Consider the following 23720-nt stretch of genomic DNA (forward strand, 5'->3'; position numbering starts at 1 on the left):
GCCATAAAATGATATAGAATTTTGTAATCAATATATTTCTGCAAAAGAAAAATAAGCCCTATGAAAGGCTTATTTTAATTCTTTTAAATAATATTAAAATGTTCTAGTAAAATCTTGATACCAAGACAAATAAGGATAATACCACCGGCGAGTTCTGCTTTGTTCTTATACTTTAGACCGAAGATATTGCCAATTTTCACACCAATACATGAAATTATAAATGTTGTAATACCGATAATAATTGATGCTAAGGTTGTATTTAAAAAGTCACCAATCATTGAAGAAATGTTAACATCAACGCAAGCAAAGGTAACACCTACTGCTAAAGCATCAATGCTGGTAGCAATAGCCATTGTAAACATAATCTTTACACCTAAGCTATCGTTAGCCTTTTCTTCTTCCTTAGAAAGTGACTCCTTAATCATATTACCACCGATTAAAGAAAGCAAAACAAACGCTATCCAAGGTGTGATACTTGTAATGTAGCCTGTAAAACCGGCACCTAAAAGGTAACCAATCATAGGCATCAAAAACTGAAAGCCCCCAAACCACAGACCACATACTGCCATTGTCTTAAAATTAATCTTAGGGATTGCCAAGCCCTTACATACAGAAACTGCAAATGCGTCCATTGAAAGCCCTACTGCCAATAAGATAACTTCAACTAAACTCATAATAATTCTCTTTTCTTTGAACTCTGCTCTCTATAATACAATAAAGGAAGATATTTGTAAACGCTTTAGTAAATATCTTCCTTTTATATATTCATATGAAATTTTATTTAAAGAAATGAATTATTATTCTTCAACTGCACTCATAAATTTGTTATAAATTTCCGGGTTAATTCTCTTAATAGAAATCGGTTTATGATTTTCGTTTACAAAACAGTGGGTTGAGTGACCTGTACAAGCCAATGAATTGTCTGAAGTAAAACGAATTTCATAATCAAACTTCTGCTTTACACCATTAAAATAAGTCATCTTAATATAAACTGCAAATTCATCTGAACAACCCAGTGACTTATGGTACTTAGCATAAACATCAACAACAGGAATAATCATATTTTGTCGTTCCATTTCAATTAAATCACAACCGAGTTGCTCCATTGCATATATTCTGGCTTCTTCAAAATAGCGAATATAATTAGAATGATGGACAATAGACATTCTGTCAGTTTCATAATAATTAACTTTGCGAATATATGGTTTAAATTTCACAAAATCACTTCCTTAATAATAATCCTGCTTCAAAGTCTTTCTTAGCTTGTTCTTTAACCTTATAATGTTGTTTCTTACCTGTAGCAGTATGTGGTAGTTCATCAACAAAGCGATAATATCTTGGACATTTGTACTTTGATAGATTTGGGTGTTTATCACAATAATCAATCATTTCCTTGACTGTAATTGACTTATCCTCAGGGATAATATAAGCAACAAGCACTTCGCCTCTTGTTTTGTCAGGTACAGAAGTAACAATACTTTCCTGAACCTTAGGGTGCATATTTAGCACTTCTTCAATCTGTGGTGGATAAATATTTTCACCACTACAGATAATCATATCATCCTTACGACCTGCAATAGTTACAAATTCTTTGTCATCCCAAGTAGCAAGGTCACCTGTATATAGATAGCCCTTATAGTACTTTTCTTTTGTAACTTTAGGGTTATCAAAGTAGCACATAGTTGACTTTGATGGTGACTTGATGATAACTTCACCAACCTCTTTACCGTCTTTAGCTACAAAATCATTAGGTTCAGCTTTTTTGTCTTCATAAGCCTTAACAACTCTAACATCATCATCAGTACATGAACGACCTGCTGAACCTGACATTTCAGGTAAATCATATGGTCTAAGGAATGTATTCCAGAATGTTTCTGTTGTACCGTAACCGTTGAAAATATTTGGTGTTAAAGTTTCTTGGAAACGGATACACTGAGCCTTTTCAAGTGGTGAGCCCATTGTAACAATACCCTTGATTTTTGATAAATCTACAGGGTGCTTTTCTTGACGAGTTGCAAGAGAAGTTAGAACTGCCGGTACACCAATAAGGAAAGTTACACCATACTTTTCAGCATAAGTTAGACAAACTCTAGGGTTATAATTACGCAAAATTACAACTGAACCACCGGCATAAAATGTTGGTGTAAGTCCACCTGAATGTAATCCACCTCTATGGAACCAAGGTGTCATATTCATAGTAACATCTGTTGGATTTAGTGGGAAATGCATAATAACATCATGAGCAGAAAGTACTTCGTTAATGTTATTTAGTGGTACACCCTTTGGCAGTGAAGTTGTACCGGAAGTAAACAGTCTTGTAACTTCATCATAAATATGAGGCTGAAAGTCAACTTCAGGGTCAGTATCAGGTGCATCCTTCATAAAGTCTTCAAAACGGATATGTCCCTTTGGTAAAGTTTCGCACTTATTATCATAGTCAACCATTAGCACAATTTCAGGCTTTTCAACGCAAAGTGCCAATGCTTGTTTCATTTCGTGCATATACTCATAATCATAAATAAACACCTTAGGCTTATTGTGATTAATAAGCAATGAAGTTTCACCTGCTGCTAAGTTAAAGTTAGCAGGACAGTTAATAGCACCAATCTTCTGTGGTGCAATATATGAAAGTGCAAACTGTGGTGAATTTGGAAGTAGATAAAGTATAGTATCGTTCTTCTTCACACCACTTGCTTTTAGTGCATTTGCAAGACGGTTTGCATCTTTGTTAAGTTCTTCATAAGTCCAGGTTTGTTCCTTTTGAGGATCTACCATTGCAGTTTTGTAACCAAATCGGCGAACATTTCGCATAAAGCCATTTAGCCATGTAAATTCATGTTCAAATGTGTCCTTAAACATTGTAATATCATAAGTATAACTCATAAAATAACCTCTATCTTTTTATTATGGAACAAACCTTTAGGGCTAGTCCACTTTATTTATTATATTTACCAACAATTACACTACTATTCTGACCACCAAAACCAAGAGAGTTGCTCATTGCAAAATCAATATCTTTCTTTAGTGGTTCATCCTTAACAAGGTTAAGGTCGATTTCTTCATCAACTTCATGTAGGTTAAGAGTATGAGGAATAACACCCTCAGTCACTGCCTTGATACAAGTGATACATTCAGTAATACCACCTGCACCCATCATATGACCTGTTGCACCCTTTGTTGAAGAAACATAAGGCTTATAGTCACCGAATACTGAGTTAATTGCTATACCTTCAACAACATCACCTTTGTGTGTTGCAGTACCATGTGCGTTAATGTAACCGATTTGGTCAGAATTAATACCGGCTTCTTCTATAGCCAGTTTCATTGCTCTAATTGCACCGTCACCTTCCGGATGAGGAGCAGTAATATGATAAGCGTCACTTGTGTTGCCACAGCCTTTTAGTTCGCAGATAATATTTGCACCACGAGCAAGAGCATGTTCTTCTGTTTCCAGCACAAGTGCACCACCACCTTCGCCAATTACGAAACCATCTCTGGTAACATCAAATGGACGAGAAGCAGTTTGTGGATTTTCGTTATTCTTAGAAAGTGCCTTTGCGTTAGCTAATGAGTAGATAACGATTGGACATAGTGCACTTTCTGCACCTACTGCTATCATTGTATCAGCCTTACCGGCTTGCATTAACATTGCAGCAGTATAAATTGAATCACCGCCTGATGAACAAGCAGTATTAATAGTAAATGATGGGCCTTGAATATTGTGCATAATAGCAATATGTGTAGCAGCAATATTACCTAGAATTTTTGGAATAAATCTAGGTCCTACCTTCTTATGAGCAGCACCTGTTAGTGCTTCCTGAGTATAAGCAGTTGTTGCAATACCGTTTAGAGCAGTACCCATAACAATACCTGTTCTTGTTGGGTCAATCTCTACTTCACTCATTTTTAGAGCTTCTTCTGCTGCAATATAAGCATACTGCATAAATGGGTCTGTTTGTCTTAGAATTTGCTTAGGAATATAATCTGATGGATTAAGATTCTTAATTTCTCCGGCAAACTGAACTGCTAGTTCTGATGGGTCAAAAGAAGTGATTTTGTCAATACCACTTTTGCCATCTAGCAGATTTTTCCAATATTCATCTACACCAATGCCTATTGGTGTAACTGCACCCATACCTGTAATTACAATTTTCTTCATTTTGTGAAAGTCCTTTCAATACGCGTATATATTTTAGTGTGCGTCCACACTAAAGCAAGAATAAATAAAACTATAAATGTTCTTTTAACTTACAATAAGAATTATATCAAAGTCAGAAAAATTTAGCAATAACATATATAATGCTAAATATCTATAATCAACATCAGTTTATGCATATATTGCATAAATAATAATTATATTTCTATTATAGAATTATAATATTCAATCTTAATGATATTCTTTAATAAACAATTGGTGGTGAACTTTATGGATATAAATTTAATAAAATATTTTGTTTCTGTTGCACAGAATTTAAACTTCTCAGAAGCTGCAAGACAGAACTTTGTATCTCAAAGTACAGTTTCAAGAGGCATTAAAGAAATGGAAAAGGAACTTGGTGCATCACTCTTTTCACGAACAAAGAGAAATGTTGTACTTACTCCTGAGGGAAAGGCACTTCTTCCCTATGCAATGGAAATTATCGAAAACCTTAATTCTGCTACATTTATAATAGATAAGTTACAGAAAGGTATTGACGGTAAACTTACTGTTGGTTATGACGAAACCAGTGGTCCATATATTAGTAAATACCTACAAGGGTTTGTTGCTAAATATCCGGACATAACAGTTGACATTAAGAAAATACAAGTTAGTGAGGAAATCTTGGCACTTGACAACAACGAATATGACATTGTATTTATGCTTAGAGATATGATGCCTGATTCTCCTGACATTGACCATCTTGAGGCTTATGATGACACTCTTTCTGTTATTAGCAAAAAAGGATTACTAGCCGGTGGTGGAATTGACTTTGACCAACTTCATCAACAAAATGTTGTTTTACTTTCTGAGGCCATCAGTCCTATTCTTTATATGGAAATTTTGGACCTATTCAGAACATACAACATTATCCCTAACATTGTAAACCGATATGATGATGTTCGTTCAGTAGTTACTGCAGTATCTTCAGGTATCGGTATTTCTATTTTGCCTACTTCGCTATGTAGAGCAATGTTCAACAGTCAATTTGAAATTCATAGAATTAAGGGTATTGACACTACAATTTCCTACATTATGACTTGGAACAAAGCTATGCGTAATCCCGGTACTAAGTTGTTTCTTAAAGAGGCAAGTAAGGTTAATGTTGAGGATGTTTAAGCATAATAACAATTGTGTTTGCCTATGATTTATGATAACTTTTATCTTATCGTACACATTTTATCTAAAGAACACTATCTACCGTAACAATCCCTCTGTTTTGCATACGCAAAACATCTCCCTTTACACAAGGGAGACTGGCGAATATGTGCATATTTAATGTAACTACATAAGACAAAATAACAACAAATTTATGGCTTGTTTTCTTTGATGGTCACTTAATTGTTCGCCCGTTTAATAGTAAAAAGTTTTATATACCTTTGTCCTATTATGAAACTTATAATTAACTACACAGGGCAAAGCACCTATATAAAGGCTGATGTTTCTACACCAATAACCCATAATCTTTATCTTATTTTAAATATTTATCATAGTAAAAAAGCTCTGTACTAACTATTAAAGTTAGACAGAGCTTTTAGTTATTTATTTAAAAATTGAAAGTTATGAGAACAGAATTCTATCGTTATCAAGGGCTTCTCTTTTCTTCATACTATACATTTGAAGAAGGTCATCCCTATTCATATTCTTTCTTTCGTTATATGGAATATCAAGAATAATCTCACCACTATCCATCATAATTGTACGATTACCTGTGGTAAGTGCTTGATTTAGATTATGGGTAATCATCATTGTTGTAATATTATTTTCTGCAACAATTTGCTTAGTGATTTCCATAACTTTCTCAGCAGTTGCCGGATCTAAAGCAGCAGTATGTTCATCAAGTAACAGAAGTTTCGGAACTGCAAGTGTACACATTAGAAGTGTTACAACTTGTCTTTGACCACCTGAAAGAAGTCCTACTTTATTCTTTAGTCTATCTTCAAGACCCATATTGTATCTTGCAAGTTGTTCTTTAAAGAATTTTCTCATTTTGTCATTTACTGCTGACTGAAAAATTCTTCTTCTGCCTTTGCTATATGCAAGTGCCAAGTTCTCTTCAATAGTCATATCAGGTGCAGTACCTTTCATAGTATCCTGAAATACTCTGCCGATTACTCTTGCTCTCTTATGTTCTTTCTTATAAGTAATATCTTCATTGTCAAGAATAATCTTGCCACTGTCACATAGAAAAGAACCACAAATAGCATTGAAAAGTGTACTTTTACCTGCACCGTTACTACCTACGATTGTAACAAAGTCACCGTTATCCAAATGAAGTGAAAGGTTATTAAGAGCAGTATGTTCATTTACTGTACCCTTAGAAAAGACTTTAGTAACATTATTTACATCAAGCATTTCTTCCACCTCCGTGTTTAATCTTAAATCTGGCAATATAATACTTAAATGCCGGAATAGAAAGTGCTACTGCAACAATAATAGCAGTGATTAGTCTGATAACCTGAGCAGTAAAGATACCGGAATTAATTACCCAAGTAATGATAAATCTGTAAATAACTGAACCTACAATTGCTGAGATAAGACCAAGAGTAACGCCACGCTTACCCATAATAGCTTCACCGATAATAACTGATGCCAAACCAACAACAAGGATACCGTTACCGGAAGAAATATCTGCATAGCCTTGGTACTGAGCAATAAAGCTACCACTAAGTGCAATTAGTCCGTTAGCTAACATTAGTGCAACAATCTTGCTAACATCTACATTAATAGAAGATGCTCTAACCATATCTTCATTATTACCTGTTGCTCTTAGGCATAGACCAAAGTGTGTTCTAAAGAACCAAATCATAGCCAGTACACAAACAACTACTGCAACAAATGAAAGAATCATCTTTGCATTATGTCTGCCAAAAATATCAAGACCAATATTATCAAATAAATTATCAACTAATGTGAATACTCTTGAGTCCTTTGGAATATTTACATTAGGTGAACCAAGTATCATAAGGTTAACACTATATAGTCCACACATTGAAATAATACCGGCTAAGATAGGGTGTATTCTCATCTTTGTCTGTAAAAATCCTGTTACAAAACCTGCACAACAACCGGCTAGGAAAGCAAGTAAAATGCCTAGCCAAGAGTGGTTCTCATTTGCAACAACAGCTGATACTGCTAAACCTAAGGTAAAGCTACCCTCTGTTGTAAGGTCAGGAACATTCATTATTCTAAAGGATATGTAAAGTCCAAGAGCCATAATTCCGTAAATGAAACCCAGCTCAAGTCCTCCTAAAATAACATTAAGGCTCATAAATAACCCCTTGTACTTCTAAATTTCTTTTATGTTTTTATTTTTAGTGCGAATATAAATTCGCACCTACATTGTTTTATCTATCGGATTAGTCTTAGATAAACTAAAGATTGTACCAAGACAATCCCTCCGATTACTTCGTAATCACCTCCCTTTACACAAGGGAGGCTTTGTTAGTTTGTACTTAATTTAAGTTTTACTAACAAAGGAAAGATTGTAATAGATTAATAGTCTGTTTTCTTACGGGCGAACAGTGTTCGCCCCTACATTCTAAAACTATAAGTCTGTACTAAATTCTAAACTATAATTCTATACTAATTAAATTAGTTCTTTGCGTCATTAACCTGCTTAACTGTATCTTTACCAAAGTCAATACTATCTAGGTTAATGCCGATAGCTTTTGCGTCATCCTTATTAACTGTAATGTAGTCATAAGGTACAACGATTGATGGAATTTCTTCTACCTTTTTACCTTCAAAATACTTTGATGCAAGGTCAGCAGTTTTTTCACCAATACCAATATCATCAATAGCCTTTGTACCTAGGCAACCTGAATCAACCATTGTTGCTGAAGAACCGTAAACTGCTACTTTGTTTTCTCTTGCAATTTCTGTAATTGTACTCATAGCACCCTGCATAACTGCATCATTAGGGATAAAGATTGCATCACACTTTTTACATAGGCTTTCAACTGTTGTAGCAATTTCGCTATCTTCTACAACTGCACCTTCTGTATATTTAATGTTCTTACTTTCTAGGTAAGTTTTTGCTTGTTCAACTGTGTTAACGGCTGAATCTGTCTTTGAAGAATATAGTAGACCGAAGTTCTTTGCTTTTGGTGTCATCTGTTTTGCAAGACCAAAGATTTCTTCTACAGGAATTGCATTTGATGTACCTGTTGCATTCATATCAGGTTTATCCATATCCTTAATAACACCGGCTGCTACAGGAGCAGAAACTGCACAGAAGAATACAGGAATGTCTGATTCTTGGTTTACCATACTCTGAGTTGCAGGTGTTGCAACAGTAAATACTGCGTCATAATCACCGTTAGCTACTGACTGAGTAATTGTGTTTAGGTTTGTTTCATCACCATCGGCACACTGATAATCAACATCCTTGTCGCTAGAGATATAGCCCTTAGCCTTTAGACCTTTAATGATACCTGCACGCATATCATTAAAAGCACCGTTTTCTACTTGCTGAATAATAGCAACTTTCTTTGTTTTGCTTGATGAACTGTCACTACCGTTACAACCAACAAATAGTGTAGCCATCATCACTACAGTTAAGATTACTGCAAAAATCTTTTTCATTGTTTAACCCTCCAATAAAGTTTTTGTTTTATTATAATTTGACAACTTGTCAAAAGCATCCACTAGCATTTCTTCTGTTACCACATATGGGTTGTGGTCAGCATCAGGCATTTCTAGAGTTTTAGCTATTACTGCCGGTAAATCTTTTTCTTCAATTTCCACATCGGCAATAGAAGTCGGAAGTCCCACACTCTCATTGAAATCATACATTTTCTTAAACATATCGTACTGTTTATCTACTAACAGAAGAATCAGCACACCAAAACCAACAACTTCACCATGAATATGATTTTCTTCAATATGTGGAAATGAAGTTAAGCCGTAGAAAATACCATGTGCAAGGCCGGTATTATAATCTATAATATGTTCTGCTGTTAATAAAATTGATGCAATACCTGTTGTAATAGCAATTGAAAGTACAGTTTGTTCAAACTCATAAGAATTAACCTTATTCTTATTATCTTCCAAAGCCTTCTTACCATACTTTAAAATTGGTTCAAGACACATTTGACTAATTACAACACCAAGTCTGTGATAATGAACTAAGGTATCTTCTCCTCTGGAAGAAACAGAACTTTCAAAATACTTTGCATATGTGTCACCCATACCTGCCCATAAATATTTTGATGGTGACTTACACAATAAATTTGTATTGATAAATGCGTGTTTAGGTGGTTTTTCAAAGAAAAATGGTTGTTTGAAAACACCTTCCTTAGTATACATAATTGAAACACAAGTTACCGGTGAACAGTTACTTGCAATTGTTGGAAAAGTGAAAACCGGTTTATTTATCTTTACTGCAAGACACTTTGTAGTATCAAGTGCTTTACCACCACCAACTGCAAAAAGATAATCGGCTTTCTGTACACTTTCATTATTAGCAAGTTCATCTACATTTTCAAAACAAGACTCTCCACCATACCACACAAAATCAATGATACTTACTTTAGTATCTTTTGTGGCTGAGATTAATAATTCTTTTGCAGAATTAATTGCTTTGTGTCCACCAATAACGACTGCTTTGCTACCATATGGACTACAAATCTTTTCAATTTTTTCATAAACATTATCTCCAACAGAATATGAAGGCAAGTTTATACTATAATTTTCCATAATATCACCTAACAAAAAATCCCATACGCATAAAGCGTATGGGACGAATTATCGTGGTACCACCCAAGTTTAGATAATTCTATAAAAGAATTATCACTCTAGTCTTTAACGCAGACTTACGGATTAGCTACTAAAAATTCACCTTTCCCTCTGTGGCCCATTTGTCAGCATAGTTTCCGTAGAACTTTCACCGTCATCTACTCGCTAAAGGTCTTTTGCCGTTTTACTTCCACATCATCGGTTTGAATGGTATTTATTTTTCTTTTACCGAATAATTATATAAAATAACTATCAGTAAGGATATTATAACACTATTTTAAGATTTCTTCAACTATAAATCTTGGTCTGTGTTTACTTTCCATATAAATTTTTCCTATGTACTCACCAACAACACCAATTGCAAGTAGCTGAAGACCACCTAATGCCCAAATTGAAACAATAAGTGATGACCAACCTGAAACAGTATTGCCGATAATCCACATAATAAAGCTATAGATTAGCATAATTAAGCTAATGCAGAATACAATAGCACCTAAAGAAGTAATCATTCTGATAGGTTTCATTGATAGGCTGGTAACACCATCCCATGCAAGACCTAACATTTTCTTAAGTGGGTACTTACTTTCACCTGCAAGTCTTTCACTTCTCTCATACTCAACAACACTTGACTTAAAGCCAACAAGAGGTACAAGACCTCTTAGGAATAGGTTAACTTCCTTAAATTCTGCTAAAGCATTTAATGCTCTCTTGCTCATTAATCTAAAGTCAGCATGGTTATAAACTACTTCAGCACCTAGCATTGAAAGAACTTTATAGAAACCTTGTGCAGTCATTCTCTTGAAAGCAGTATCTGTTGCTCTCTTGCTACGAACACCATAAACAATTTCAGAACCGTTTTCAAAGTCCTTAATCATTTCATCAAATGTGTTAATATCGTCCTGTAAATCGGCATCAATAGAAATTACACAATCACAGTCATCCTTAATTGTCATAAGACCACCTAGAAGTGCATTTTGGTGACCTCTGTTTCTGCTCATTTTAATACCGTTTACATATTTATTCTTGTTATGTAATTCATCAATAATAGTCCAAGTTTTGTCCTTACTACCATCATCAATGTAATAAATCTTACTGTCACTTGTAATAAGACCATCGTTAATCATCTGGTCATATTTCTTAGTTAATTTTTCTGTTGTATCATAAAGTACTTCTTCTTCATTATAGCAAGGAACTGCTAAATATAATTTTACCATAACTTCCTCCTGAAAAATAGTTAAACTAAAAACATTTGCCCAAATAAACTTTACTAAAATAGATTTTAAGTAAAATTCACCCTATCTTCACAATTATATCACCTTAAATACTTAAAATCAATGACAGAATAATGAAAGAACAGAATTTGGAAATAAATTACTAAAATCTATTTATTTTGGAATATGTATATGGTATAATATGTACGAATGAAGGAGGTTGCTATGAACATTCCATCACTTTTAATACCAAAAGCTAATGTTGAGTATCTAAGAACAAAGGACTCTATTGAATTTGCACTAGATATATTTAGAAGAAATTCTTACTCTGCTGTACCTGTTATCAATTCTGATGGCATTTACCGAGGTACAATCACAGAAGGTGATTTCTTGTACTACATAATGGACAATCCGGATGCAGACCTAAAGAAAGTTAAGGTTAGAAACATACTTAGAGAGGACTTTTATGAGGCAGTAAAAATTACTGCAAGCATAGATAAGCTACTTATTAAGTGTCTTGACCAAAACTTTGTTCCTGTTACTGATGACAGAGATGTTTTTGTTGGTATTGTTACAAGAAAAGTAATCTTTAAAAACATCTACGAAGAACAACTAAAAATTAAATACGGTTCAGAATAATATACATTATATAATGTATACAAAACTAAGCAATCAACAAAAAACTCCTTAACCCAACGGTTAAGGAGTTTTCTTATGTCTTAATTAATCTGCTGAAAGTGGGATTGTTTCGCCTGTATATCTAACAATCATTGAAGAAATTTTACTTACAGTTACTGTATCACCGACTTTATATGTTTTACCGGAAAGTTCATCTGTAAAGTCATAATTAGCCTTGAAAGTTGCATCAGCATTTTGGTTATTGTGGATAACAAACATTGAGTAATCTCTGCTATCGTCAGTTACTGAATAGCCATAAATCTTATTCTTTACATTATCCTTTACAACATCCTTTATGATTGCTGTACTATAATCACCTGTATAGAAAATCTTATATTTATTTCTAATGCTGATTAACTTCTTGTAATGTTCTAGAATACTGCCATCAACATTTTCCTGTTCTTCTACTGAAACACCGTCATTAGCCTTAGTGAATTTTTCTGATGAACTCCATGAACGAACTGCATTCATCTTTGTTGCACCCTTACCGTCACGAGCTGTGTACCAGTCCATTGCCTCTCTTCTGTTAGGGTCGGCTGTACCACTTGTACCACCACCGGACTGACCGATTTCATCTCCGTAATAAATCCAAGGCATACCCTTAATAGTCATCATAACACTGGCAGCAAGTTTTATTCTTGCAGTTGAAACTTCTTTATCAGAATTTTTCTGACTAACATCATAAGCAATTCTGTTTATGTCATGGTTGCTAAGCATTACAGAGTTAATAGTAGTCTTTGAAACATTTGGAGTTTGGTCTGCATATCCTTTAATCTTATTATTGTAAGTCTGATTATCCTTTGCAATATTTATCTGACCACCAATTGCCATTGACTTAATTTCACTTCTGTTGTAAAAATCAAAGTCAGAGTCTAGGTCTGCAAAGAACTTTGCCTGAGTTGTTTCCATGGTAGTTTCTGGCCAAACTTCACCAATACAGAAAGCGTTAGGGTCCTTTTCTTTTACATGATTTTCAAAGTGTTGCCACCATTCATGAGTAACAGAACCTTCTTTTTCATCTACATGTTGTTTAGCAGCATTAATAGTATCATCAATATGCATTGCAGCATCAAGTCTGAAACCGTCAATACCCTTATCTAGCCAATAATCAGCAACAGAATCTATATCATCCCAAACATCTTTATTCTGATAGTTTAGGTCAGGCATATTACCATTAAAGCAAGAGTAATATCTTGCACCTCTCATAGCTGACCAAGTCCAAAGACTTGTCTGTACTGAAGGAATAGGCTGTGAACCATCATTCCATATATAATAGTCCTTATACTTACCGGACTTTTTGATAGAGTCCTTAAACCATTGATGCTGGTTAGATGTATGGTTTATAACAAGGTCCATAACAACCTTAATGCCATTATCGTGAAGAGTATCTAACATATAGTTAAAGTCATCCATTGTACCGTAATCATCACAAACATCATTATAGTCTGTTACATCATAACCATGGTATGAACTTGTCTTGTTGAAAGGCATTAGCCATACAACATTAACACCAAGTGACTTTAAGTAGTCAACCTTTTCAGCTACACCACGGAAGTCACCACAACCATCACCATCACTATCATAGAATGAACGAACAAAAAGTTCATAACCTACAGAAGAAGTTCTCCAATCGTTATCAGCCTTTGCAGCGAAAGTACTAATCTTCTTAGTTATGTACTTTTGGATAATTGTTGCATCCTTAACATCTATTTTGCCATCTTCATTTACATCGGCATAAGTTTCGTCAATAGAATCAATACTTTTGTTAAGATACTTCTGAATAGCAGTTGTATCCTTTACATTGATTTTATTATTGCCATCAGCATCACCAAATTTGTTTACATCAACAGTAGATGTAGTATCTTTTGTTTGGTCAGTGGTTGTTTTGTTTTCATCTGCATTTACTGAGACAGTTGCAGAAGCACCGGCTACCATAGCCAAAGAAAGTAAAATTGAAATTAATTTTTTGCTCATAGCGTTACCTCCTACATATTACAATTTATTATATCATTTTTTCTTATTTATAGGCAATAATAATATGAAAAAAATAAAAAAATTTACAATTTGATTATACTTCCAAATTCAAGTAGAGATATTTGTATAATTTTAACATAAATATTTATAATACTTGAAATTTATTATCGTGTATGCTAAAATATGTGAATAAAATATTAATAAGGAGGTTGTTTCAAGTATGTTATCAACTTTAACCTATTTATCAGCCATTGGAGGTGTAGTTGCACTGATTTATGCAATTATACTGGCTGTAAGAATTAACAAAATGGAGTCCGGTACTGAAAGGATGAAAGAAATCGCACAGTCTATTAATGAAGGTGCAAAGGCATTTTTGTTTTCGGAATATAAAATTCTTGTAATTTTCGTTGCTACTGTATTTGTTGTTATCTCTGTTTGTGGAATTATTACAAAAAGTGATGTGCTAAATTACAGAACTGCACTGGCATTTTTAATCGGTGCAATACTTTCTACTTTAGCCGGTTACTGTGGTATGAGTGTTGCTACTAAGGCTAATGTCAGAACTGCTAATGCTGCTAAAGAAAAAGGTATGAACAGTGCATTATCTACTGCTTTTAGTGGTGGTGCAGTTATGGGTATGTGCGTTAGTGGTCTTGGACTACTTGGTGTTTGCCTAATTTATGCAATTACCGGGGACGATAACATTCTTTTTGGTTTTTCATTAGGTGCATCATCAATTGCTCTATTTGCCAGAGTTGGTGGTGGTATCTATACAAAAGCTGCCGATGTTGGTGCTGACCTTGTTGGTAAGGTTGAAGCCGGTATTCCGGAAGATGACCCAAGAAACCCTGCTACTATTGCTGATAATGTTGGTGACAATGTTGGTGATGTTGCCGGTATGGGTGCTGACCTATTTGAAAGTTATGCCGGTTCACTTATCTCTGCTATTTCACTTGGTGTACTTGCTTTTAGTGGTAGTTCTTCTTGGAAATATGCAGTTTTCCCTTGTTTGCTTTCTGCTATCGGTCTTATCTCTTCTATTATCGGTACATTATTTGTTAGAGGCAAAGATGGTAAAAATCCTCAGAAAGCACTTAACACAGGTACTTATGTAGCCTCAATTTTAGTAGTAATTTCTGCTATTTTACTAAGCTACTTTATGCTTGGTACTTTTAGATTTGCCATTGCAATTATTGCCGGTTTATTGGTTGGACTACTAATCGGTACAATAACAGAAATGTACACTTCCGATAAATTCCCATTTGTAAAGAAAATTGCTAAACAAAGCGAAACAGGTTCTGCTACTACAATTATCAGTGGTATTGCAGTAGGTATGCAAAGTACACTTATTCCTAGTATTCTTATTGGTGTCGGTATTTTTGTTGCTTACTTTGTAACTAACGGTACAGGTGCTGACGGTACTTCAGGTATTTATGGTATTGCACTTGCTGCTGTAGGTATGCTTTCTACAACAGGTATCACAGTTGCAGTTGATGCTTATGGTCCTATTGCCGACAATGCCGGTGGTATTGCTGAAATGAGTAACCTACCGGATGAAGTTAGAGAAATTACTGATTCTCTTGATTCTGTCGGTAATACAACAGCTGCTATCGGTAAAGGTTTTGCTATTGGTTCTGCTGCTCTAACTGCACTTGCACTATTCTTTACATTTGCACAAAAGGTTAACCTAGCTACTATTGACATTATGAACTACAAGGTAGTTATCGGTTTATTAGTTGGTGGTATGTTACCGTTCCTATTCTCTTCACTTACAATGGACAGTGTAAGTAAGGCTGCTCAAAGTATGATTGAAGAAGTTAGAAGACAGTTTAGAACTATTCCGGGTATTCTTGAAGGCAAAAGTAAACCTGACTACAAGAACTGTGTTGCTATCTCAACTCATGCAGCACTAAGACAGATGATTCTACCGGGTATTTTGGCTATTGTATCCCCTATTATTATAGGTGTATTACTTGGTGCTGAGGCTCTTGGTGGTATGCTTGGTGGTTCTCTCACAACAGGTGTATTACTAGCAATCTTTATGAGTAACTCAGGTGGTGCATGGGATAATGCTAAGAAATATATTGAAGGTGGTCATCATGGTGGTAAAGGTTCACCTAGCCACAAAGCTGCTGTAGTTGGCGATACAGTTGGTGACCCATTTAAGGATACATCAGGTCCGTCAATAAATATTCTTATTAAACTTATGACAATTGTCAGCCTTGTATTTGCTCCATTATTCGGTAACGGAATTATCGGCTAATATTCTACAAAATATATAAATCTTATAAAAGTCTTGTTGCTAAACTAAATGCAACAAGGCTTTTTTCTTTTATAAAATTATATTTGAAATTATTAAAAATTGTTAATATTATATTCATATATATTGTGTTTATTAACTATAATCTTACACTATAAATTGTTAAAAATGATAATAGTAAAATATATAATTTTTTGGTACAATATATATGTATATTAATGTAGGAAAATATGTAGTGATTTTTCTGCAAATATAAATAAAAGAAAGGTAAGAAATTATGAAAAAACAGATCTTATCTGTTGTTCTTTGCCTATCAATGTTATTGTCTATCTTTGCAATTAACCTAACAGTTAATGCAACTACAGTCAATAAGAGCGAATCAAAGGCTAGTACAACAGACAAAAAATCAGGCGTTTCAAAAATCACAAGTGCAAATGACTTCACTTGGGACAACGCAAATGTCTATTTTCTACTAACTGACCGTTTTAAAAACGGTAACACAAGTAATGACCACTCATATGGTCGTGCAACAGACAAAAACGGCTCTCCACTATCAGGCTGGGACACAGCTCCGGGTACATTCCACGGTGGTGACTTTGCCGGTGTTACACAGGAAATCGAAGCCGGTTACTTTGACGACCTAGGTGTTAACGCAATTTGGATCTCTGCTCCTTACGAACAGATTCACGGTTATGTTGACTCAGGTAAGGGCTTTGCCCACTACTCATACCATGGTTACTATGTTCTTGACTACACAGAAACAGATGCTAACTTTGGTACAAAAGAAGAATTCCAAACAATGGTTGATACAGCTCATAAGCATGGTATCCGTGTTGTACTTGATATTGTTATGAACCACTCAGGCTATAACACAGTTGCTGATATGGAAGAATATGGCTTTGGTACACTTCTTTCAGGTGCTAGTGACTACAAGTACAAACTAAACGATATTAGTGATGTAAACAGCCACATCGACTTTAAGACATCTGCTTCTGACTGGGGCAAATGGTGGGGCAATGACTGGATCCGTTCAGGTCTTCCTGGATATACAGACGGTGAAGGTGGTAGTGACCTAACAAGATGTCTAGAAGGTCTTCCTGACTTTAGAACAGAACAAACAAAGGCAGTATCTATCCCTCCTATTCTAAAGACAAAGTGGACTAAGGAAGGTACATATGATCAGAAGGTTGCTAAGTATGGCAGCTCTGCTTCTGTATCCGATTACCTAACAACATGGCTTTCAGAATGGGTTTCTCAGTATGGTGTTGACGGTTTCCGTTGCGATACTGCTAAGCATGTTGAAAAGGCTTCATGGAAAAAGCTAAAAGACAAGTGTGTATCTGCACTAAAGACTTGGAGACAGAACAACCCAACCAAGGCAGGTGCTGATTGGGACGAAGACTTCTGGATGACAGGTGAATGTTGGAACCACAACATTGGTTACGGTTATGACTCATACTACACAGAAGGTGGATTTGACTCAATGATTAACTTTGATTCATCAGGTAGTCCACTTCCTGGAGCAAGCTCAATCAATGGTAAGTACCAGAACTATGCAGATTCTATTAACTCAAACGATAAGTTTAACCAGCTAACATACATTTCTTCTCACGACTCAAATCTTGCTCGTTCATCAGATATGGCATATCAGGGTTCTGCTCTAATGCTACTTCCTGGTGCAGTACAGATTTTCTATGGTGACGAAACAAACCGTAAGACTATTCCAGGTATGGCATTTGACGGTCAAGGTGGTAGTGGTCACTCACTAAGAAGTGATATGAACTGGGATTCAATGGATAAGGACGAACTAGCTCACTGGCAGAAGGTTGGTACTTTCCGTAAGAACCACGTAGCAGTTGGTGCAGGTCAGCATCAGCAGATTACTGCTTACAATGCTTCAACAGGTTATACATTCGCAAGAACATATGATGACGGCAATGTTTCAGATAACATTATTGCAACAATCGGTGCTCCAAACAACACAGATATTCCTGTAGAAGTATCTTCACTATGGTCTGACGGTACAGTAGTTACAAATGCTTATGACGGCACAAAGGCTACAGTTACAGACGGTACTGCTACATTTAACTCAGGTGCTCACGGTACAATCCTAATTGAAGGTCCTGTATCTACAATTAATATGTCACTAAAGGGTGCTTCATCATTCTATGGTTCAGAAGAAGTTACAGTATCTCTAAAGGGTGCTGACTACGCTATGGTTTCAATTAACGGTGGCGAAGAATTCAAGGTTGTTGACGGTCAGAAGTTCACAATCGGTGAAGATATTCCTGTAGGCACAACATTCAAAGTAAAAATGACAGCTACAAATTCAGAAGAAACAGCTTCAAAGTCATTCTCATTTAAGAAGAAAGACCCAGACGCAGTTACAAGAGTATATTTTGACCCATCACTAAATTGGGGTTCAACAATTTACGCTTACATCTATAGCGAAAGTGGTTCAACAGCAACTGAAAATGCAAAGTGGCCTGGTCAGCAGATGACACTTGATTCTTCAACAGGTCTATATGTAATTGAAGTTCCTGATGAACTAACAGACGGTCAGGTAATCTTCAGTGGTGGTTCTAGCAGATATCCTGCTGAAATGCAGCCTGGTCTAAGCATCAACTCAACTGATATGATCTTTACTACAGGTAATCAGTGGCAGGCATATACAGGTCAAAAGCCAACTGCTACTACACCAACAACTCCTGACCCATCAAGCAATGTTACAGTTTATTATGAAAATACAAACAACTTTGCAACACCATATGTTTATTATTGGAACAAGTCAAGTGACTCTTCTTCAGTTAAGTGGCCTGGCGTTGCAATGACAAAGTATAAGGATAACATCTGGTATGCTTCATTCCCTAAGGATAACAATATGTGTATCTTTAGTAACAATGGTGCTTCACAGACAGGTAACTTAGATATTCCTGGTGACGGTTATCTATACTCTAACGGTTGGTCAAGTAGCCCATATGTAGTTCCTACAACTGCTACTACAACAAAGCCAACTACAGCAACAACTACAACAAAACCAACAACAGCAACTACTACAAAACCAACTACAGCTACAACAGTTACAACTCCAACAGAACTTCTTGGTGATGTAAACGGTGATGGCGTTGTTGATGTTAAGGATGCTACTTTAATTCAGAAGTATGTATCTAAGATGGCAGTAACAATGAACACAAAACTTGCTGATGTTAACAAAGATGGTATGATTAATATTAAGGATACAACAATGATCCAAAAATATGCTGCTGAGAAAATTGATAAACTTGGCTAATCTATAACACCTATAATTACAGCTACTCATTAATTTGGGTAGCTGTTTTTTTATTACTTTTTATTTTTTACAAAACATAAACCTATTCCCCACCACAAAATTATTCAATCTGAATTCGGTAGGACTTAAAAGACAAAAGTAAAAAGCTAATCCGTAAGGACTAGCTTTTTAGGGAGATTATGAAATTTATATGAGGATTCTACAATTCTGTAGCGTCTTGTAATTATATATAAAATCGGTTGAAGAAAGGAGAGTAACAACCGAATTGGTTTTCTTTTAGCAACAATAAAAAGGGGAAAAACTGTTGCTAATAAGTAATTAAAAATTTAGGTGTTTTCTATCTCTTTACTATGGCTACAGTATATCAAAGTTAATAGGAATTCTAAATACTAAATTAGCCTTAGTTTAATTTATTTATAGTATTTTTATTTATATTATTTTATACTTTTTTGTTTGATTTATCTTATTAGCTATGATATACTATATTTTATAGGTATGAGAGGAATAATAAAAAAGAAGAGGATTTTTTATGGCAAGAAATGTTACTAAACTAACCCCTGAGGAAAATAAGTTTTTCCACATTAACTACGACTATATGTGGAAAAAGCTAAACACTGCTCCTTACTATGTTTCCGGTGCCGGTGAATGTCCTGTTTACATTAGGAATGAAGAAGAACTTCTTTCTTACGTAAACCTATCAAAGTGCAGAAACCCGGAATATGTACCTAGTATGACTATTGTAAACAAGATTGTAAACTTCTATAACTACAACATTACTCCGGAAGTTACTACTTTCCAATTTTTAAGAGAAGACCTATCCCTTACAGACTCTGCAAGAAGTCAGAATATTAAAGGATTTGATGAAAAATATATTGGTACATATTACGGATACTACTATGGTGACTCATCAAAGAAAAAGGTTAACGGTGCAGTTATTAAAATTTACGAAGAAAATAATGTACTAAAGGCTACTGCTATCACAGGTATTCAAAACGACAATCAGTTATTTGACGAAAAGCTAAGTAAGCTATTTAGCAAAGACTTTATCAGCCTTAATGCTTATAACAAGTACTATGACTCATTGGAAATTTCTCAAAAGAGAACTACTTTCTATGAAGGTCTTGTTAATATTACACCAAGGTTCTTAATTATCTACCTTGAAGGTCTTGATAATGAGGACAAGAAAATGGTTATTAACCTAAGTACAGATGACTATGCTCACACCAAAGAATACTTATGTGGTCTTTCATTCTCTGTACTTATTAGTGAACAGTTTAATTTACAATTCTTTAAGCTAGGTGTTGTTAGGTCTAATTTTGATGAGATTGTTCCATTCTCACTAAACAATGAAGATGTAGGCAAAATGCTTGAAGTTACAAAAACCGATAATGAAAGAATTGTACTTGAACCTAGAAACGGCCGTGACTGGTACGAAATGGTGATTCAAAACGAAGATTAATTTAATATTTTAATTATAAGCAGAAAAAATCGCACTTCCTATTGGAAATGCGATTTTCTTTTTATCTTTATTTTATAAAGTTCCTGTTCGCTTTAGCTTTCTAAACTTATGAAAATAAACAATAATCATAAGAATTGCACTGGCACTCCAAGCAGCAGGACCTGCAAATGAAACTGATGCAAAACCTAATGTTGTACTGAAAATTAATGGTGAAAGAACTCTCATCAAAACTTCAAGTACTGAACCTATCATTGGTACAACACCGTCTTTTAGACCTTGAATTACACCACGATAAATGAATAGCATACCAAGTGACCATTCAAAGATACAGTTCCATCTGATAAATTCTATTGAATACTTCATTGTAATAGGGTCGGAATTTGATAGGAAAATTGATGTTAAGAATTCAGCAAATATCCAGGCTAATACACCGATAACTACTGAATATGCAAGGCAAAGTAAAAGTCCTTTCTTTGTACCTGACTTAATTCTGTCATATCTTTTAGCACCGGCATTTTGTCCGGCAAAAGTAGCCATTACAATACTCATTGAGTTTAGAGGGTTTTGTAGGAAAAGCTGAACTCTGTTACCTATTGTATAAGCAGCAACTGCACTTGAACCAAAACCGTTTACAAAGAACTGTAGTACCATCATACCGATTGAAATTACTGAATACTGGAAACCCATAGGGAAACCAATCTTAAATTCATCACCAATCATTGACTTTATTCCCTTGAAACTTTCTTTGTTAGGAATAATGAAAGGCACTTTAAACTTAATATACACAACACAAAGCAACGCTGAGATACCTTGTGAAATTACTGTTGCAATTGCAGCACCTGCAACATCCCAACCAAATACTAAAATAAATAATAGGTCAAGACCAATGTTAAGTACTGAAGAAAGCAAAAGTAACATTAAAGGTGTCTTGCTATCCCCTACTGACCTTAAAAGTGCTGAGGTTACATTGTAAAGCATTGTAGCAGGAAGTCCACCGTATATAATTGTTAGGTAGGTTTTTGAATAAGCAAAAGTATCACTTGTAGTATTTAGCAAAATTAAAAGTGGTTTTGCCAACAGTACAAATCCTACTGTTAAAACTACAGTTGAAATAAGTGCAATAACAATATGTGATGCTACTGACTTTTTCATTCTGTTGTCATCACCTGCACCAAAGAATTGAGAAGTAAGAACTGCACAAACACTTGTTATACCGATAATGAAACCTGTAGCCAAAAATACAAGTGAACTTGTAGCTCCAACTGCTGCCAACTTTATGTCACCTAAAGTTTGGCCAACAATAAGTGTATCAAAAATATAGTAAAGTTCTTGTAGCAAGTTACCTATTATAATAGGTACTGCAAAAATCAACATTTTCTTTAAAATGTTACCTTCAGTTAGTTTAACTGCAACTGTCTTTGTACCACTCATAAACATCTCTCCTTAAACATTATTTGCTTAATATTGAAAGAATTTTATCATTTTTGATTTTTCCAAGCACAATTATATATTATGATATGTAAATAGTCAAACCTATTTTTCGACAAAAAACATATAAAAATACACCTACAAAATTAGTTATATTTTATAGGTGTTTTTCTTTGTAATTTTAATATTTATTATTCTCATTTACAATATTCATTGCAGTACCATCTTCCATAACATTAAAGCCTTGTTTTATGTAGAACGGTACATTTTTCTTTTGGTCAGGCATCACTTCTAAATACAAATAATCCTTGTACTTTTCTTTTACAATGCTCATTAAATGATTAGCAATACCATTGCCTTGATACTTAGGATTAACTAAAAGATAATGAATAAAAGCTACCATCTCGCTATCGTCAAGAACTCTAACTAATCCCACTAATTCTTCCCCACACCAAGAAGTAACTACTGTTGAGGAATTATTTAACGCTTTATAAAGTCGTGTGGGATAATCGGCAGACTGCCATCCTACTGACTTAAATAAGTTCACTACCTGTTCTTGTGTAAAATTCTTTTCTTCTGTATATGTAATATTCATTTTACTCTCCATAATTAAAGTCGCATTTTTCACATTGACGAAGTGTATTGTCACTATCACTTTTATGATATGCCCCTGACCACTTGCAAATACTCTGCAAAATCGGTACAACTGACTTTCCTTTTTCTGATAAGCTATACTCTACTCTCGGTGGAATTTCATCAAAGGATTTTCTCACAACAATATTGTCAGCCATTAATTCTTTCAGCGTACTTGCCAACACTGCATCAGTAATATTTGTCATTTCTTTTCGCAAGTTGCTATATCTTAAATTTTCTTTTTCTGCCAACACACAAATAATTCTTGACTTCCATTTACCACCAAAAACTTGCAATCCATATTCCAGTGGGCATCTTATGTCTTTTTCTAATTTATGTTGATACATATTACTACCTCATTTCAGTTTACTATATTATAGACCATTACCTACAATATCACAAGTTACTATGAAATTTATTAGTAACTAATAAATTAATTGATATATTCCATTTAGCGAGTAACAGACCTATAATAAAGTTGCCAAAGGCAAATAAACAAATTGGAGGTTACTTAAATGAAAGTAAAGGCATATTTACAGATTACAATGAAAATCAGCAATGACAATCGTCCTGCTGCAGCAAAGGTTTATACTGACTATCGTCAGCCATTTCTAGACACTATTAAAGGTGCATTAACTAAGGATTTACTTATCCGTGACGAAGATGTACAGGTACTTCATGGCTTTGACAGTGCAGAGAATGCACAGGCTTACCTATCAAGTGAACTTTTCCAGAATGATGTTTTTGTTGGACTAAAGCCACTATGGGATGCCGACCCTGAAGTAAAAATCTACACAGTAGCATAAAATCTGTAAAATAAAATTCTAAATAATAATACACATTATACTGAA

The 23720-nt window shown here is 34.7% G+C and carries 19 protein-coding genes and 1 other annotated feature; of the genes, 6 read left to right on the forward strand and 13 right to left on the reverse strand.

Going from position 1 to position 23720, the window contains the following annotated elements:
* Nucleotides 1-83 precede the first annotated feature (83 nt).
* The 4 genes from E5Z56_RS01015 to fabF all read right to left on the reverse strand — a co-directional run bounded on the left by E5Z56_RS01015 (nt 84) and on the right by fabF (nt 4159).
* Nucleotides 84-674: a manganese efflux pump MntP gene (locus E5Z56_RS01015; protein ID WP_138156130.1), complete on the reverse strand. Its 591-nt coding sequence runs from the start codon at nt 672-674 to the stop codon at nt 84-86.
* A 123-nt stretch (nt 675-797) separates the two neighbouring features.
* Nucleotides 798-1217 (reverse strand): acyl-CoA thioesterase, encoded by a 420-nt coding sequence (locus E5Z56_RS01020; RefSeq protein WP_138156131.1) that lies wholly within the window; start codon nt 1215-1217, stop codon nt 798-800.
* Nucleotides 1218-1221: 4 nt separating this feature from the next.
* Nucleotides 1222-2883 carry a class I adenylate-forming enzyme family protein gene (locus E5Z56_RS01025; protein WP_138156132.1) on the reverse strand — a complete coding sequence of 554 codons (1662 nt, stop codon included), beginning with the start codon at nt 2881-2883 and terminating at the stop codon, nt 1222-1224.
* A gap of 52 nt (nt 2884-2935) precedes the next feature.
* Nucleotides 2936-4159: a beta-ketoacyl-ACP synthase II gene (gene fabF, locus E5Z56_RS01030; protein WP_138156133.1), complete on the reverse strand. Its 1224-nt coding sequence runs from the start codon at nt 4157-4159 to the stop codon at nt 2936-2938.
* Between the two features lie 267 nt (nt 4160-4426).
* Here fabF and E5Z56_RS01035 point away from each other — a divergent pair, with 267 nt between their 5' ends.
* Nucleotides 4427-5317 (forward strand): LysR family transcriptional regulator, encoded by an 891-nt coding sequence (locus tag E5Z56_RS01035; RefSeq protein WP_175405326.1) that lies wholly within the window; start codon nt 4427-4429, stop codon nt 5315-5317.
* A 441-nt stretch (nt 5318-5758) separates the two neighbouring features.
* Here E5Z56_RS01035 and E5Z56_RS01040 read toward each other — a convergent pair whose 3' ends face one another.
* The 5 genes from E5Z56_RS01040 to E5Z56_RS01060 form a co-directional block, all read right to left on the reverse strand.
* Nucleotides 5759-6553 carry an ABC transporter ATP-binding protein gene (locus E5Z56_RS01040; protein ID WP_138156135.1) on the reverse strand — a complete coding sequence of 265 codons (795 nt, stop codon included), beginning with the start codon at nt 6551-6553 and terminating at the stop codon, nt 5759-5761.
* Complete coding sequence (locus E5Z56_RS01045) at nt 6546-7469, reverse strand: ABC transporter permease (protein WP_138156136.1); 924 nt, start codon at nt 7467-7469, stop codon at nt 6546-6548. Before E5Z56_RS01045 ends, E5Z56_RS01040 begins: the two co-directional genes overlap by 8 nt.
* A gap of 323 nt (nt 7470-7792) precedes the next feature.
* Complete coding sequence (locus E5Z56_RS01050; RefSeq protein ID WP_138156137.1) at nt 7793-8785, reverse strand: ABC transporter substrate-binding protein; 993 nt, start codon at nt 8783-8785, stop codon at nt 7793-7795.
* A 3-nt stretch (nt 8786-8788) separates the two neighbouring features.
* Nucleotides 8789-9898 carry an iron-containing alcohol dehydrogenase family protein gene (locus E5Z56_RS01055; protein ID WP_138156138.1) on the reverse strand — a complete coding sequence of 370 codons (1110 nt, stop codon included), beginning with the start codon at nt 9896-9898 and terminating at the stop codon, nt 8789-8791.
* 36 nt (nt 9899-9934) lie between these two features.
* Nucleotides 9935-10145, reverse strand: a binding site (T-box leader).
* 64 nt (nt 10146-10209) lie between these two features.
* Nucleotides 10210-11151 carry a glycosyltransferase family 2 protein gene (locus E5Z56_RS01060; protein WP_138156139.1) on the reverse strand — a complete coding sequence of 314 codons (942 nt, stop codon included), beginning with the start codon at nt 11149-11151 and terminating at the stop codon, nt 10210-10212.
* Nucleotides 11152-11373: 222 nt separating this feature from the next.
* Here E5Z56_RS01060 and E5Z56_RS01065 point away from each other — a divergent pair, with 222 nt between their 5' ends.
* On the forward strand, nt 11374-11787 hold the full coding sequence (locus E5Z56_RS01065; protein WP_022506047.1) for a CBS domain-containing protein: 414 nt from the start codon (nt 11374-11376) through the stop codon (nt 11785-11787).
* An 84-nt stretch (nt 11788-11871) separates the two neighbouring features.
* Here the strand turns inward: E5Z56_RS01065 and E5Z56_RS01070 are convergent, their stop codons facing one another.
* Nucleotides 11872-13800: an alpha-amylase family glycosyl hydrolase gene (locus E5Z56_RS01070; RefSeq protein WP_138156141.1), complete on the reverse strand. Its 1929-nt coding sequence runs from the start codon at nt 13798-13800 to the stop codon at nt 11872-11874.
* Nucleotides 13801-14020: 220 nt separating this feature from the next.
* On the opposite strand from E5Z56_RS01070, the gene E5Z56_RS01075 reads away from it, so the two are divergent.
* From E5Z56_RS01075 to E5Z56_RS01085, 3 genes are all read left to right on the forward strand, one after another.
* Nucleotides 14021-16063, forward strand: coding sequence for a sodium-translocating pyrophosphatase (locus E5Z56_RS01075; RefSeq protein WP_138156142.1), 2043 nt, complete (start codon nt 14021-14023; stop codon nt 16061-16063).
* A 274-nt stretch (nt 16064-16337) separates the two neighbouring features.
* A complete protein-coding gene (locus E5Z56_RS01080) occupies nt 16338-19349 on the forward strand; it encodes a starch-binding protein (protein ID WP_138156143.1) in 3012 nt (1003 codons plus the stop codon).
* A gap of 529 nt (nt 19350-19878) precedes the next feature.
* Nucleotides 19879-20808, forward strand: a complete 930-nt coding sequence (locus E5Z56_RS01085; RefSeq protein WP_138156144.1) for a hypothetical protein — start codon at nt 19879-19881, stop codon at nt 20806-20808.
* A 72-nt stretch (nt 20809-20880) separates the two neighbouring features.
* On the opposite strand, the gene E5Z56_RS01090 is transcribed toward E5Z56_RS01085, so the two are convergent.
* From E5Z56_RS01090 to E5Z56_RS01100, 3 genes are all read right to left on the reverse strand, one after another.
* Nucleotides 20881-22239: an MATE family efflux transporter gene (locus E5Z56_RS01090; RefSeq protein WP_175405327.1), complete on the reverse strand. Its 1359-nt coding sequence runs from the start codon at nt 22237-22239 to the stop codon at nt 20881-20883.
* 178 nt (nt 22240-22417) lie between these two features.
* A complete protein-coding gene (locus E5Z56_RS01095; protein ID WP_138156146.1) occupies nt 22418-22831 on the reverse strand; it encodes a GNAT family N-acetyltransferase in 414 nt (137 codons plus the stop codon).
* A 1-nt stretch (nt 22832) separates the two neighbouring features.
* Entirely contained in the window at nt 22833-23216 is a 384-nt protein-coding gene (locus E5Z56_RS01100) for a winged helix-turn-helix transcriptional regulator (protein ID WP_138156147.1), read from the reverse strand.
* A gap of 168 nt (nt 23217-23384) precedes the next feature.
* On the opposite strand from E5Z56_RS01100, the gene E5Z56_RS01105 reads away from it, so the two are divergent.
* Nucleotides 23385-23675, forward strand: a complete 291-nt coding sequence (locus E5Z56_RS01105; protein ID WP_138156148.1) for a hypothetical protein — start codon at nt 23385-23387, stop codon at nt 23673-23675.
* The last annotated feature ends 45 nt before the right edge of the window (nt 23676-23720 follow it).

This window comes from Ruminococcus bovis (assembly GCF_005601135.1).
Lineage (GTDB): Bacteria > Bacillota > Clostridia > Oscillospirales > Acutalibacteraceae > Ruminococcoides > Ruminococcoides bovis.

Coding starts and splice junctions, on each gene's coding strand:
- E5Z56_RS01015 (WP_138156130.1), bottom strand. CDS start 674: ATGAGTTTAGTTGAAGTTATCTTATTGGCAGTAGGGCTTTCAATGGAC.
- E5Z56_RS01025 (WP_138156132.1), bottom strand. CDS start 2,883: ATGAGTTATACTTATGATATTACAATGTTTAAGGACACATTTGAACAT.
- fabF (WP_138156133.1), bottom strand. CDS start 4,159: ATGAAGAAAATTGTAATTACAGGTATGGGTGCAGTTACACCAATAGGC.
- E5Z56_RS01035 (WP_175405326.1), top strand. CDS start 4,427: ATGGATATAAATTTAATAAAATATTTTGTTTCTGTTGCACAGAATTTA.
- E5Z56_RS01040 (WP_138156135.1), bottom strand. CDS start 6,553: ATGCTTGATGTAAATAATGTTACTAAAGTCTTTTCTAAGGGTACAGTA.
- E5Z56_RS01045 (WP_138156136.1), bottom strand. CDS start 7,469: ATGAGCCTTAATGTTATTTTAGGAGGACTTGAGCTGGGTTTCATTTAC.
- E5Z56_RS01050 (WP_138156137.1), bottom strand. CDS start 8,785: ATGAAAAAGATTTTTGCAGTAATCTTAACTGTAGTGATGATGGCTACA.
- E5Z56_RS01055 (WP_138156138.1), bottom strand. CDS start 9,898: ATGGAAAATTATAGTATAAACTTGCCTTCATATTCTGTTGGAGATAAT.
- E5Z56_RS01060 (WP_138156139.1), bottom strand. CDS start 11,151: ATGGTAAAATTATATTTAGCAGTTCCTTGCTATAATGAAGAAGAAGTA.
- E5Z56_RS01065 (WP_022506047.1), top strand. CDS start 11,374: ATGAACATTCCATCACTTTTAATACCAAAAGCTAATGTTGAGTATCTA.
- E5Z56_RS01070 (WP_138156141.1), bottom strand. CDS start 13,800: ATGAGCAAAAAATTAATTTCAATTTTACTTTCTTTGGCTATGGTAGCC.
- E5Z56_RS01075 (WP_138156142.1), top strand. CDS start 14,021: ATGTTATCAACTTTAACCTATTTATCAGCCATTGGAGGTGTAGTTGCA.
- E5Z56_RS01080 (WP_138156143.1), top strand. CDS start 16,338: ATGAAAAAACAGATCTTATCTGTTGTTCTTTGCCTATCAATGTTATTG.
- E5Z56_RS01085 (WP_138156144.1), top strand. CDS start 19,879: ATGGCAAGAAATGTTACTAAACTAACCCCTGAGGAAAATAAGTTTTTC.
- E5Z56_RS01090 (WP_175405327.1), bottom strand. CDS start 22,239: ATGAGTGGTACAAAGACAGTTGCAGTTAAACTAACTGAAGGTAACATT.
- E5Z56_RS01095 (WP_138156146.1), bottom strand. CDS start 22,831: ATGAATATTACATATACAGAAGAAAAGAATTTTACACAAGAACAGGTA.
- E5Z56_RS01100 (WP_138156147.1), bottom strand. CDS start 23,216: ATGTATCAACATAAATTAGAAAAAGACATAAGATGCCCACTGGAATAT.
- E5Z56_RS01105 (WP_138156148.1), top strand. CDS start 23,385: ATGAAAGTAAAGGCATATTTACAGATTACAATGAAAATCAGCAATGAC.